Below are 13,707 nucleotides of genomic sequence, written 5' to 3'. Positions count from 1 at the left end.
GTGCGAAGAATATCGCCGACCCGTCGGACGCTGCCAAACTTCCGGATTGGTTGGATTATTGCACGGTGCCCGCCCGTTTCAGGCGCCGTGCACATGGGGCGGGAGGAAGCCGTGGCGTTGGGGATCTGGGACCGGTTCAAGACTTCGCTTGGTCTTGTCTACAAGGCGACGGGAGAGGGCGTCGGGCAGGCTCCCATTTTCAAGCTCGAGAAGTTTTTCGCGGATCTTGCCAAGCGGGAGCGAAGCATTCCGCATCAAATCGCGGCTTATGTCTGCGTCGGGGAGCAAACCTCGATCGTGCTGAAACTGCAAGGCAGCGTGCTGCAACAGGCCTGGCGGTCGCGCCACAGGATCTATCCGATCCGGGATGAGGGCGGCCTGTTCACCAAGCTGGCGGACTGGCGCGTGGACCAGATGATGCGGCTTGGCGAGGTTCTGGCTGCGCTTGATCCCATCACTTACGAATGGGGCTACTTCGGCACGAAGAAATCGCCGGACTGGCTGCGGCATGTCGTGACCCAGTGGCTCGGGCAAGGGCGTAAGAACCAGCCGGTCGAAACGCTCGAGGAACTCGTCAAGGCCGGGGAGCTCGGGTTCGGGGCCGTGCTCGATATCGTGTTCTGCCGCGATGCGGCGCAGTATGGCTCCAACAGTTCGGTGGACCGGTTCGCCGGGATCGAGCAGATGCTGAGGGACAGGACTGCCGCTGTCGGTGCTGCATTGACGGACGCGGGTGCGGATGTGCGGGCCGAAGTGATCGCCACCATCGGCCGCCTGGGTCTGCAAGGGATCTATCTGCCCGTGCTGGTGGACGCGGCAATCGGCACATCGAAGAAGGTGCGCACCGCGGCACGGCAGGCGCTGACCGGAAGCCACGGTGGAGCACTCGCCGCCTGCATCACCGAACGCTTTGCCGCTGCAGCGCCGGGTGCGCGGGCCGAACTGGTCGAAGTCGCCGCCCTGACGCTGGGCGATCACGCCGCACCGACACTGGCCCGCCTGCGGGAGGGTGAGACATCGGCCAAGGTGATCGCAGCGTTCGAACGGACTGCCGGGGCGCCGCCCGCGCCGGGCGCCACAGACGAGGCGGCCCCGCTCGAGCCGGACGGCGCGCAGGGCTATACCGCCGTCGATGGCACCTGGGTTGCGCTGCCGCCCGCCGAGCCTGGCCCGGGGGCGACGCCGTTCGATCGCAGCGCGCTGGCCGTGCTGGCACCCGCAGCGGAGGAGTTCAATCGCTTGCTGGCCAAGGGCAAGGAAGAATCCGAAAACAACAAGTGGCACTGGTCGAAGCAGTATTCCCCAGTCGATCGCAGCGCGCTGGAACGGATCGCGAAGCTGGCGGAAAGCACGCATCCCATCAGCACCAACCAGAGCCAATTGGGCTGGCTGAACTTTCAGCAGCTCCGCCATCCTGCCATCGATCTGTTCCTAGATGATCCGCGCGTGTCGCTGCACCATCTGGTGCGCCTCGTGCTCGGTTCGTCCAATCGGCATTTCTACAGCCTGTTCAATGGCTGGGCCGGCCAGGCGGGTGCTGCGATCCAGCGGCGCCTGGCGGCCGGGCTCGATATCCGCACGTTCTATGATGTTTGGCTGGCGAACGGGGGGCAGGACTTCATTGCCGACCATCTCACGCAGCGCTGGTACTGGCCGCAGCCGGACATCGAGGTGTCACTCTGGCCCTTGCTGGCCGAACGGCTGGCGATGCTTGACGAGGCGCTGGGCATGGTCCCGCAATCTGGCGGCAGCCCGATGCGGCTCACCGTCGGGCTCGAACTGCTCGGCCATTTCCCCAAGCTGCCCGCGCGCTACCGATCACGTCTGCTGATCCTTGCCAGCGATACCTCCAGCCATGTGCGCACCCCGGCGCGGGCGCTGCTGGCCGGGACGCCGGGGCTGGGCGAGGCCATCGCGCGGCAGCTGGAGGACGGGCGGCAGGACGTGCGCGCGCAGGCGGCGGACTGGCTCGCCCGGCGCGGCGAGCGCGGGGAAGTGCAGGCGATCCGCCGCGCCCTTGCCAAGGACAAGAGCGATCTCGCCCGCGCCGCGATGATTTCCGCGCTGGAGCGGTTGGGTGAGGACGTTTCCGAGTTCCTCGCGCAGGACGCGATGCTCAAGGAGGCGCGGGCTGGCATCGCCAAGCTCAAGATCAAGGCGCTCGATTGGTTCCCGTTCGACCGGTTGCCGCAGTTACGATGGGACAGCGGGGAGCTGGTCGATCCCCTGCTGCCGCGCTGGTGGGTGCTCCTTGCAGGCAAGCTCAAGCAGCCCGGCGGCAATGCGCTGATGTCGCTGTGGCTCGACCGGCTTGCCCCCGGCGATGCGCACAAGCTGGGCTGGATGGTGCTGACCACGTGGATCGACGAGGACACCCGCACGCCGAGCGACGAGGAGGCGAATGCCCATGCCGCCGCGCATGTCGATGCAGTGCTCAAGCAGAACATCGCCAATGCCAAGCGCTGGCCGCAGAGCGCCGACTACTTCCCCACCGATCGCGCCGTGGTCTTCGCACGGCTCAAGGCGGGGATGGCTTCGACCTATCTGGGCAGCGCGGCAGACAGCAAGGGCATCCTCGCGCTTTGCGCGCGGGTGAACGGTGCCGATGCGGCGCAGCGCGTGCGCGCTTTCCTCAAGGACCATGGCGCGCGCGTCTCGCAGTCCAAGGCGCTGCTCGAAGCGCTTGCTGCCAATGGCAGCAGCGCGGCGCTGCAAGTCGTGCTCGCGGCGTCCAACCGGTCGAAGCAGAAGAGCGTGCAGGCCCATGCCGCCGCGCTGATCGATGCGATTGCCGATCGGAACGGCTGGTCTGCAGCGCAGCTGGCCGATCGCACCGTGCCCACCGCCGGCTTCGATGCGGACGGCGTGCTGGAGCTCGATTGCGGCGAGGGGCGGACTTACACCGCGCGGCTCGACGAGCAGGATGCGCTGGTGCTGTTCAACGCCGATGGGCGCGAGGTGAAGGCGCTGCCCGGCCCCCGCATCGACGAGGAACGCCCGGCGGTGGAAGCGGCCAAGAAGCTTCTTTCCAACGCGCGCAAGGAAACCAAGCAGGTCATCGCCGCACAGACCGAGCGGATGAAGGAAGCCATGTGCCTGCAGCGCAGCTGGCCGCGCGAGGATTGGGAGAGCTTCATCGCCGGTCATCCCATCGTCGGGCGGATCGCCGCGCGGCTTATCTGGCAGGGCCTAGATCACCAAGCGCAACCGGCGGCGCTGTTCCGCCCGCTTGGGGATGGCAGCTATACCGATCAGGAAGACGGCGATGTCGATCTTGCCGCCTTTGCCGAGATCCGGCTTGCGCATTCCTCGCTGCTCGATGCCGCAACCATCGCCGCGTGGCGCGGGCACCTGGCGGATTATGCGGTGCAATCGCCGTTCGACCAGCTGGGCCGCGATCTGCCGCAGCTCGACCCCGGGCAGGCGAGTGCCCGCGAAATCGCCGACCGCGAGGGCTGGATGATCGAAACGTTCAAGCTGCGCGGCGCGGCGAGCAAGCTGGGCTGGCAGCGCGGCCCGGCGCAGGATGGCGGCTGGTTCCTGACTTACGAGAAGACCTACCGCGAAGCCGGCCTGCAGGTGGAAATCGAGTTCACCGGCAGCCCCTTGCCCGAAGAGAACCGCCCCGCCGCGCTGCATTCGCTGGCTTTTCGCAAGCTGCGCGGGTCAGGCGCGGGCGGCAATGCCGTGGCGCTGGGCGATGTGCCGCCGGTCCTGCTCGCCGAATGCTGGCGCGACTATCATGATATTGCCGCCAAAGGCACCGGCTTCGATGTGCTGTGGAAGAAGAAGGCCTACGCATGACCGAGCAGACCGAGGCAATCCGCAGACCGGCCGAGCAGCGCTATGCCGCCGAATTGGCCCAGCTTGCGGCGGACGATACGAAGAATCCGCGCCCGGCTGGTTGGCGGCTTTCGCCGCGCGCGGTACGCAAGTTCCTGCTGGGGGACGCAAAACTGGGCATCGCGCGCAAGTTCTATGGCGATGATCCGCTGGCCGACCGCGCAATCGTCAGCCTGATGAGCCAGCAGGGGCTGATGCTGGTGGGAGAACCGGGTACCGCCAAATCGCTGCTCTCCGAACTGCTCGCCGCCGCCGTTTCCGGCACATCGGCGCTGGTGGTGCAAGGATCGGCGGGGACGACCGAGGATCATATCCGCTACGGCTGGAACTATGCGCTGCTGCTGGCCGAGGGGCCAAGCGCGCGCGCGCTGGTGCCATCGCCCGTGCTCAACGCCATGCGCACCGGCCGGATCGTGCGCTTCGAGGAAATCACCCGCTGCCCGCCCGAAGTGCAGGACGCGCTGATTTCGATCCTTTCGGAAAAGGCACTGGCCCTGCCCGAACTCGGCCCCGATGCGGTGAGCATGGCCGCGCCCGGCTTCAACGTGATCGCCACGGCCAACTTGCGCGATCGCGGCGTCCACGAAATCTCCAGCGCGCTCAAGCGCCGCTTCAATTTCGAGACGGTGCACCCGATCAGTGATCCCGATTTCGAGCGCGAACTTGTGCTGAAGCAGCTGGCCGAGCGGCTGGAACCGGCGGGCATCGTCGTGCGCGGCGAGCGGGAAGTGGCCGATCTGCTGGTGCGCACCTTCCAGGACTTGCGCACCGGGCGCACGGCTGAAGGCGTGAACCTCAACCGGCCCGATGCGGTCATGTCCACCGCCGAGGCGGTCAACGTGCTCCATGCCGCCGCGCTGGAGGCGGTTTACCTCGATGATGGGCGGCTTTCGGGCATGCATGTCGCGCGGCAGATCCAGGGCGTGGTGCTCAAGGATTCGCCGGAGGATGGGAAGCGCCTGCGCGCCTATGTCGATCATATCGTGAAGGAGCGCGCCGGGCGTTCGGGCGTGTGGAAGGAATTCTATCAGGCGGCGCGGTCGCTCAAGCTGGGGTGAGGCCGCCGGTGGAAGCGCCCCCACTCCATGATCCCGCACGCGATCTGTGGATCGTGCCGATCCGGCACCATAGCCCGGCCTGCGCCGCGCATCTCGAGCGGCTGCTGGCGGCGGTCGGACCCAAGGCCGTGCTGATCGAGGGTCCCCTCGATTTCGAGCCGCTGATCGAGCAGGTCTGCGACCCCCGCACCCGCGCGCCGGTGGCCATAGTCGCGCTGCGCGATGCGGCGAAGGATAGCGGCAACCGCCGCGTGGTCAGCTATTTCCCGTTCTGCAGCCACAGCCCCGAACTGATCGCGCTGCAGACCGCTGCGGCCAGCGGCATTCCCGCGCGCCTGATCGATCTCCCGTCGACCGACCCGGCGATGATGCCGGGCGGCGACGAGGACACCGGTGCCCGCTCGCTGATCGGCGACGAGACACCGTTCGACGTAGGCGACTATGTCACTGCGCTCGCCCGCGAACTCGGCTGCCGCGATGGCAACGAGGTGTGGGACCAACTGTTCGAAAGCCGCATAGCCGAACCTGACTGGGCGCGCTTTTTCGCCGATGTCGGGCAATACTGCGCCTGCATCCGCGGCGCCGTTTCGTCCGATGCGATGACGCGCGATGGCACTCTGGCGCGTGAGGCGCAGATGCGGGCGCTGATCGCGCGGCACCGGGCCGCAACCGAGGGGCCTATCGTGGTCCTTGTGGGCGGCTTCCATGCCGCCGCGCTGATCGATCCCGGCCGCGACAAGGTGGTTGAGCCGAAGCCGGGTGCGGGGCGTTCCTACCTTGTCCGCTATGGCATGCGGCAGCTCGATGCGCTGGCGGGATACAGCGCCGGCCTTGCGCTGCCGGGCTTTTACGAACGGCTGTGGCAGGCGCGCGAGACGGGCGGCAAGGCGCTGGCGCTCGATCTTATCACCGGCTTTGCGGCGCATCTGCGCGGCACGGACCTTGCGGCGCCCAGCTTGCCGGTCGTGCTGAACGCGGTCGAACAGGCCGAGCGCCTTGCCGCGCTGCGAGGGCGGCCGTTTCCCGCGCGCGACGATATCATCGATGCGGTGCGCTCCAGCTTCATCAAGGACGAAATACCGGTGGGCGAGGTGCCGCTCCTCGCGGAGCTCAGGGCCTGGCTGACCGGCAGCGCGATCGGCGATGTGCCACCATCGGCCGGATCGCCCCCGCTGGTCGAGGCAGTGCGCGACAGCGCGCGGGCGCTGGGCTTCACGATTGCCGACGGCGAGCGGCGCACGCGCGAACTCGATATCTACCGCAAGCCGCGCCACCGCGAAGCGAGCCGTCTTTGCCATGCGATGGCGCTGATCGGTTCCGACTTCGCACAGCGCACGGCAGGGCCCGATTTCCGCAACGATGCCGGGCTCGACCGACTGCACGAGATCTGGTCGGTGTGCTGGTCGCCGAATGTGGAGACCCGGCTGATCGAGCTCTCCGAAGTGGCGGACACACTGACCGAAGCGCTGGCGGCGGTGCTGGCCGAAAAGCTGGCCAAGCTTTCGCAGCAGGGCCGCGGGCGCAGCGCGATTGCGGCAATCGATCTCTATGCGGCGGCGTGCCGGGCCGGGCTTGGCGAGGCGGCAGACGCGGTGCTCGATGCGGTCGAGCGCCATGTGCTTGATGATCCCGAACTGGCCTCGCTCATCGCCGCGCTGACCGATCTCGTGCTCCTGCGCCGGAGCCGCGAGGTGCTGGCGATTGCCGATACGGCCACGCTCGACCGGATCATGGCTGCCGCCTGGCGCCGCATCCTCGTCCTGCTCCCCGAACTGGCCTATTGCGGGGAGGATCAACTGCGCCCTGCTATTGCCGCGCTGGCCGATCTGCGCGGGCTGATCGAGCTTGCCCGTTCGTCTGGCGCACCGCTCGATCTAGCCCTGTTCGACGAGGCGCTGGCCCGGCTCGGCGAGGCCGAACTTGATCCGATGCTCGCCGGTGCGGTGACCGCCTTTGCCCTGACCGGCGGCCAGATCGCCCCTGCCGCGCTGGAGCAGCGGCTGCGCGGCGAACTGGCCAGCGGCTATGTCGAGCCTGCCGACCGGCTGGCGTTCCTTGGCGGTGTGGTCGCGATCGCGCGCGAGTTGCTGTGGACGACGCCGGTGATCATCACCGCGCTCAACGATGTGGTGGCGGGAGCGAGCGAGGAGGCCTTCGTTGCGCTGCTCCCCCACTTGCGCCTCGCGCTCATGCCGCTTGACCCGCGCGAGACGGACCGGTTGGCGAGCGAAGTTGCCGATCTCATTGGTGCCGATCCGAACCGTCTTGCCGTGTTGGTTGCGCTTCCCGAAGACGATTTCGCCGCCAACCTCGCGCTTGACCGCGAATTGCACGCCATTCTCGTACGCGACGGCCTCGCATGACCGACCCGCAGCTTCTGCGTCGCTGGCGCCTTGCGCTGGGCCGCTATGCCGAGCGCGCCCTGCCATCCTCCGAGCTTTCCGGCGCGGACCTGCGGGCGGACCGCGCGCTCGATTATCTCTACGCGCGCGAGATGGAGAAGCGCGGGCTCCGGCGCAGCAAGCAGGGCGGCGGCGCGGGTGGTTCGCTCGATCCGACTCGCCTGACGCCGCTCGGCTGGCTTGGCGAGCTGCGCGATCTGTTTCCGCAGTCGGTCTATGAAACCGTGCAGGCCCACGCGATCGACAATCTCGGGATGAGCGAACTGCTGTCCGATCCGGCAGTGCTCGATGCGCTTGAGCCGAACCGCGACCTGCTCAAAGCCCTGATCGCCTTCAAGGGTGCGGCCAATCCGGCGGCGCGCGAGAAGATCCGCGAGGTGACCCGCAAGGTGGTGGAGGAGATACTCCGGCAGCTCCGCCCCCGGGTCGAGGCCGCGCTGGCCGGCAAGCCGAACCGCTTCCGCCGCAGCCAGCTCAAGTCGATGAAGAACTTCGCCTGGCGCGAGACGATCCGCGATAACCTGAAGAACTGGGACAGCGAGCGCGGCCGGATCGTGGCGGATCGGCTGCGCTTTCATGGTCGCAGCCGGCGGCGCCTGCCCTGGACGATCATCCTCTGCGTCGATCAGTCGGGCTCGATGCTGTCCTCGACGATCTATGCCGCGGTCATGGCCTCGATCCTCACGGCGCTGCCATCGGTGGAGGTCAAGTTGGTGGTGTTCGATACCGCCATCGTCGATCTTTCCAGCGAGGCGCATGATCCGGTCGAAGTGCTGATGTCGGTTCAGCTGGGCGGGGGGACCAATATCGGCGCGGCGACGGAGTACTGCGAGGGTCTCGTCACCCAGCCGACACGCACGATCTTCGTCCTCATCAGCGATTTCGAGGAAGGCGCGCCGGTTGGCCGGCTGCTTTCGGCGGTGCGCCGGATGGCATCGGCGCGGATCACCATGCTCGGTCTCGGCGCGCTGAGCGACGATGCCGCGCCGGTCTATGATCGGCGCATGGCGGAACGGCTGGCGGGCTGCGGCATGGAGATCGCCGCGCTCACCCCGGACCGGTTCGCCGAATGGATCGGAGCGCGGATCGCATGATAGACCCGGCCTTGCGCCAAAGCCTTGCGGCCTACGATGACACCGCGCTGGCGGCGCTCGCCAATCCGGGGCTGGTGCGCCGCGCGCATCGCGATCTGGACGAGGGCAAGGTGCGCCTGATCGCGGGATCGCCCGGCAAGGCTGAAGTCGAAGCCGATGGCCATCTGGTGGTGCTCGATACGCGGGGGCCCGGCGCGGCGCCGTGTGCGTGCAAGTCGGCCGCGATGTGCCGCCACCGGATCGCGGCGGTGCTCTTTGTGCTGGCGCCGACCACAGAGGATCCCGCCGGCGAGGAAACGCCGCCACAAGCCGCCGATCCGCACGAACTGCTGGCAGCCTTCGATCCTGCAGCGCTTGAGCGCTGGGCCGGCAAGGCGAGCTGGCGTGCGGCGCTGGAAATGGCGGGCGAACCGGCCAAGGTCGATGTGCAGGCCAATGCAATCGCGGTCGAACTAGGCGGACTTGAAGGGGCCATCCTGATCCTGCGCGGCCAGGGTTTTGACGGTATCATCTCGAAAGCGCCCAAAGCCCAGCGCAAGGCGCTCCATGCCGCCGCCGTTCTCGCCGCGCGCCGCCAGTTCGGCCTTGCCGTGCCGGATACGGAGCCAGAGGCCGATGCGCTTGCTGCCGCGCCGTCCGCGTTCGTGCCCGAGCCTGCGTTCCTTGCCGGCATTGCCCGCGCGCTGGGCGAGGTGGCGGCGCTGGGTTTCAATCTGGCGCCGGTCCCGCTCGAGGAATCCCTGTTCGAGCTTTCCGTCTCCTCGCGCGCAGACGCCCTGCCGCGCCTTGCTGCCATGCTGCGCGCCATCGCCGCGCAGATCCGGTTGCGCCGTCAGCGGGCCCTGTCGTTCGATCCCGATACCCTGCTCGAACAGACCTCTACTGCCTTCGCCCTCACGCGCGCACTGACTGCCGGGGACGCGAACCGGCAGGCGGCGCTGGTCGGGCAGGTGCGGCGCAGCTTTGCGCCCACGGCCCCGCTCGATCTGATCGGCTGCGGCGGCGAGCGCTGGCGCACCCCCACTGGCGCGCGCGGGGTGACCGCGTGGTTCGTTGAAGCGGGCAGCGGCCGCTGGCTGAGCACGAGCCTTGCGCGCGGGCCCGGGCAGGATCCGCAATTCATGCCCGGTGATGCATGGCACCATCAGGCGATGTGGCAGGCGGGGCCGCTCGCCACGCTGGCCCATGCCCGGCTGGCGCTGGAAGGCGCGAACATCTCGCCCGATGGCCGCCTTTCCGCACCCGCTGCGGCGCGCGCCGCGATTGTCGAGGCGCGCGCCGCGCCGACCGCCGATCTGCCAGGCACGGTGCGCACATGGGCCGATTTGCGCGGGGTGCATCAGGCGCAATCCGGGCTGGGGCTTGATGCCGGGCGCGGTCCCGCCGCCTGCCTGCTGGCGCCAGCGCGGACAGCCGCGCCCTTTTTCGATGATTTCGCGCAGCAACTGGTCTGGCCGGTGATGGACGAGACCGGCGCATGGCTGGCCCTGACGCTGGATCACGATGAGCAGGCTGACACCGCGATTGAAGCGCTGGAGGCCACGGTCAGTCGCGGCTGGCAGGGGCTGGTGCTGGTGAAGATCAGCCGCGAGCGGCAGGGGCTGGCGCTCACCCCGATCACGTTGATCGGTGAGGGTCATCCGGTCGATCTCACGCTGTGGCGGAAGCCGGGTTGGACAGGCAGGATCGCAGAGCAAAGTTGGCTCGCGCGGTTGCGCCAGCGCCGGTCGGGGAGCCGAACCTTCACGCGCCTGCCGCGAGACGGCACGCAGACCGCGCTTGATGCGGCGTGGCAGCACCTGATCGACCGGCTCGAAGCGGGCCCCGGCCTGCAGGCCATGCTGGAGGGTGCCCGCGCCGCGCATGCAGGTCGGCTCGATTCCTTCGGAATGCCGGTTCTGGCGGAATTGCTGGGCAAGGACGGCAGCGCCGAGGCGCTGCTGGCTGCCGCCTATGCCCTCTTGATCGCCCGCCAGCAGCGTTCGGCTATTCCGTTGCTGGCGTGACTCCGTCCGCTTCGCCGGGGGCGTGATGCCGCTTCCGATAGAGCTCCGCCGGGCGGAACGCCGATGCCGTTTCGCGTTGCCCGGTCGGCTCGATCCAGCCCGTATCGAGCATGCGCCTGCGGAAGGCGGGCTTCTTGAAGCGGGTGCCAATGATAGCTTCATGCACGGTCTGCAGATCGCGCAGGGCGAACCGTTCGGGCAGGAGTGCGAGGGCGACCGGCGAATAGCCCAGCTTGCCGCGCAGCCGCTCATGCGCGGTTTGCACGATCAGCGCATGATCGAACGCAAGCGGTGCGTCCGCCTCGCCGACCGGCGCGAGCGAAAGGTCCGTGCGCGCCGCCACGGCCTCGGCCAGCCGTGCGTGGGGGAGCAATGCGAAATAGGCGACGCTCACCGTGCGCATGCGCGGATCGCGCTGCGGATCGCCGAAGGTGTAAAGCTGCTCCAGCCACGCACCATCGCCCGCCGCAAAGCCCGCCTTTTCGATCAGGACCCGCCGCGCGGCATCATCCAGCGTTTCGTGCGGCTGGACGAAGCCACCGGGCAGGGCGGCGCAGCCGGCGAACGGTTCGCTGCTGCGCCGCTGGAGCAGGACGGCGAGCCGCTCGTTTGCCACGGTCATCAGCACGAGATCGACAGTTACGGCCACGGGGGGTTGGGTCATGAATCAAGGTTACACATTGACAGGATATATGTAAACTGCAAATAAGCTAACTTAGCGAGTCGGGGAGTCCGGCTTGCTCTTTATTTCGAGGGAGCCTCGAACATGCACAGCTTCGATTTCGGCGTCTTCATCGGGCGCTTTCAGCCCCTGCACATCGGCCACGAACATGTGATTGCCCGCGCGCTCGATCAAGTCGAGCGGCTGATCGTGCTGGTCGGATCGGCTGCACAGGCGCGCGATCCGCGCAACCCTTTCACTTATGCAGAGCGCGAGGCGATGCTGCGCTCCGCCTTCCGGCATGAAGTGGCGCTGGGCCGTCTGATCATCGCGCCGATCGCCGACCATCTCTATTCGGATACCGCGTGGGTCACGCAGGTGCAGCGCATGGTGCGCGAATTGGTGCTGGAACACGGCAACCGCCAGGGTTTCCAGAACAACGGGCTCAAGGATTTCCGCGTGGCGCTGGCGGGCTATGGCAAGGATGCCTCGTCCTACTACCTCAAGCTCTTCCCCGAATGGGAGAACCTGCAGGTCGAGAGCCAGTACGGCACCTTCTCGTCCAGCGACGTGCGGCAGCGCTATTTCCAGCGCCTTCCCGAAGTGCCGCAGACGATCCTTTCGGCAGGCGTGGCGGAGTTCCTGCGGGCGTTCATGCTGGGCGAGCCGTTCAAGGCCTTGCTGGAGGAAGCCGAATACCTCGCCGCCTATCCCGCGCAGTGGGGCAGAGGGCCTTTCGTCACCGCCGATGCGGTCGTGGTTCAGTCGGGCCATATCCTGCTGGTCGAGCGCGGCCGCGCGCCGGGCAAGGGGCTGCTTGCGCTGCCGGGCGGCTTCGTCAATCCGGCCGAGCGCATCCGTGATGCCGCGATCCGCGAACTGCGCGAGGAAACCGCGATCAGCGACGGCAAGGGCCAGATCCCGCCGGCCATGCTCGCCAGCTTCATCGAGGACGCGCGCACGCGGGTGTTCGATGCGCCGGGCCGCAGCTTGCGCGGGCGCATCATTACCCATGCGTTCCTGTTCCGCCTGCCCGAACGGCGCAAGCTGTTTAGCGTGAAGGGCGGCGACGATGCCGCGCACGCCCAATGGTACCGCCTCGGCGATCTCAGCCCGGACATGCTGTTCGAGGACCACTGGGCCATCATCGAGCAGATGGCCGACCTTTGAGTGTCTGACGACAGAATACGTGCCCGCCGCGCAGGGGAGCCCTGCATCCGGCGTGACCATGTGAGGAGTTCACATCATGACCAACTTGATCCTGGCCACCGACAGCTACAAGCACAGCCATTACCTGCAATACCCGCCCGAAACGCGCGCGATCAGCGCCTATATCGAGGCGCGGCCCAACGACTTTGCTGATGACGTGGTGTTCTTCGGCCTGCAGCCGTTCCTTATGGATTATCTGGCGCGCCCGATCACGGCTGCGGATATTGACGAGGCCGAGGCGGTCTGCGCGGCGCATGGCGTGCCGTTCAACCGTGCGGGCTGGGAGATCGTGCTGGCGGAGCATGGCGGCTATCTGCCCATCGCGATCCGCGCGCTGCCCGAAGGCATGATCGTGCCGACCAGCGTGCCGCTGGTGCAGGTGGAGACGACCGACGCGCGGCTGCCATGGCTCGCCACCTTCATCGAAACGGCGCTGCTGCGCGCAATCTGGTATCCAACCACGGTCGCCACGCTCAGCCGCCAGTGCCGCCTGATCATCCGCGCGGGGCTGGAGCGCACGAGCGAGGATGTGGAGGGCCAATTGCCCTTCAAGCTCCACGATTTCGGCGCGCGCGGCACCAGCAGCGGCGAGAGCGCGGGCCTCGGCGGGATGGCGCACCTCGTGAACTTCATGGGCACCGATACGATGGAGGGCCTGCTTGCGGCGCGGCGCTACTATGGCGCGGACATGGCTGGCTTCTCCATTCCCGCTGCCGAGCACAGCACGATGACCAGCTGGGGCCGGGCGCGCGAGGAAGCCGCCTATGCCAATATGCTGGACGCCTTCGACGGCGAGGGCAAATTGGTCGCCGTCGTCTCGGACAGCTACGATCTCGATGCCGCGCTCACCGGCATCTGGGGCGGCACGCTGCGCGGCAAGGTGCTCACCCGCAAGGGCACGCTGGTGGTGCGCCCCGATAGCGGCGATCCGGTGGAGACCCCGGTGCGCGCGATCAGGACGCTATGGGAGGCCTTCGGCGGCACCGTGAATGCCAAGGGCTATCGCGTGCTCGATCCGCATGTCCGCGTGATCCAGGGCGACGGGATGACCCCCGCCAGCATCGCCCGGTTGATCGACCGGCTGATCGCGGAAGGCTTTGCCATCGACAATATTGCCTTCGGCATGGGCGGCGGTCTGCTCCAGCAGGTCAACCGCGACACGCTGCGGTTTGCCATGAAAGCCAATGCCATGCGCGATGCGGACGGCGTGTGGAACGATGTGGCCAAAGCGCCCGCCACCGACCTTGCGAAGGCAAGCAAGGCGGGGCGGCAGGCGGTGGTGATGGAGCAGGGCCGGCCCGCCGCACGCCGGATGGACGAGGTGGCGGAGGCGGACAACCTGCTCCGCCCCGTCTGGCGCGATGGGGCCATGCTTGTGCGGCACAGCTTTGACGAGGTGCGCGCGCGGGCCGTTTAGCGGGGCGGTGTGGCGGG

The 13,707-nt window shown here is 67.7% G+C and carries 8 protein-coding genes; 7 read left to right on the top strand and 1 reads right to left on the bottom strand.

All coding sequences use genetic code 11. The features are described from left to right. The first annotated feature begins 93 nt into the window (after positions 1 to 93). The 5 genes from Q0071_RS11815 to Q0071_RS11795 are packed head-to-tail and all read left to right on the top strand — an operon-like array spanning position 94 to position 10,403. A complete protein-coding gene (locus Q0071_RS11815; protein ID WP_298169301.1) occupies positions 94 to 3,804 on the top strand; it encodes a DUF4132 domain-containing protein in 3,711 nt (1,236 codons plus the stop codon). Then, positions 3,801 to 4,901, top strand: coding sequence for an AAA family ATPase (locus tag Q0071_RS11810; RefSeq protein ID WP_298169298.1), 1,101 nt, complete (start codon positions 3,801 to 3,803; stop codon positions 4,899 to 4,901). Before Q0071_RS11815 ends, Q0071_RS11810 begins: the two co-directional genes overlap by 4 nt. Before the next feature lie 8 nt (positions 4,902 to 4,909). Continuing rightward, a complete protein-coding gene (locus Q0071_RS11805) occupies positions 4,910 to 7,264 on the top strand; it encodes a DUF5682 family protein (protein WP_298169295.1) in 2,355 nt (784 codons plus the stop codon). After that, positions 7,261 to 8,397, top strand: coding sequence for a VWA domain-containing protein (locus Q0071_RS11800; protein WP_298169292.1), 1,137 nt, complete (start codon positions 7,261 to 7,263; stop codon positions 8,395 to 8,397). The genes Q0071_RS11805 and Q0071_RS11800 overlap by 4 nt, the downstream gene beginning before the upstream one ends. Next, entirely contained in the window at positions 8,394 to 10,403 is a 2,010-nt protein-coding gene (locus Q0071_RS11795; RefSeq protein ID WP_298169289.1) for a hypothetical protein, read from the top strand. The genes Q0071_RS11800 and Q0071_RS11795 overlap by 4 nt, the downstream gene beginning before the upstream one ends. Here the strand turns inward: Q0071_RS11795 and Q0071_RS11790 are convergent. Next, the gene (locus tag Q0071_RS11790; RefSeq protein ID WP_298169287.1) at positions 10,384 to 11,067 is read right to left on the bottom strand and encodes an NUDIX domain-containing protein; all 684 of its coding nucleotides are present in this window, start codon (positions 11,065 to 11,067) and stop codon (positions 10,384 to 10,386) included. The two genes, Q0071_RS11795 and Q0071_RS11790, sit on opposite strands and share 20 nt — an antisense overlap. Positions 11,068 to 11,169: 102 nt before the next feature. Here Q0071_RS11790 and Q0071_RS11785 point away from each other — a divergent pair, with 102 nt between their 5' ends. Together Q0071_RS11785 and Q0071_RS11780 are read left to right on the top strand one after the other, a co-directional pair. Further along, complete coding sequence (locus tag Q0071_RS11785) at positions 11,170 to 12,234, top strand: bifunctional nicotinamide-nucleotide adenylyltransferase/Nudix hydroxylase (RefSeq protein WP_298169284.1); 1,065 nt, start codon at positions 11,170 to 11,172, stop codon at positions 12,232 to 12,234. A gap of 76 nt (positions 12,235 to 12,310) precedes the next feature. Continuing rightward, entirely contained in the window at positions 12,311 to 13,690 is a 1,380-nt protein-coding gene (locus tag Q0071_RS11780; RefSeq protein WP_298169282.1) for a nicotinate phosphoribosyltransferase, read from the top strand. Positions 13,691 to 13,707 lie beyond the last annotated feature (17 nt).

Origin of the sequence: Novosphingobium sp. (genome assembly GCF_027486195.1) — a bacterium.
Taxonomy (GTDB): Bacteria; Pseudomonadota; Alphaproteobacteria; order Sphingomonadales; family Sphingomonadaceae; genus Novosphingobium.
Note: the sequence above shows the minus strand (reverse complement) of the source record. Positions and strands in the feature narration are given on the sequence as shown.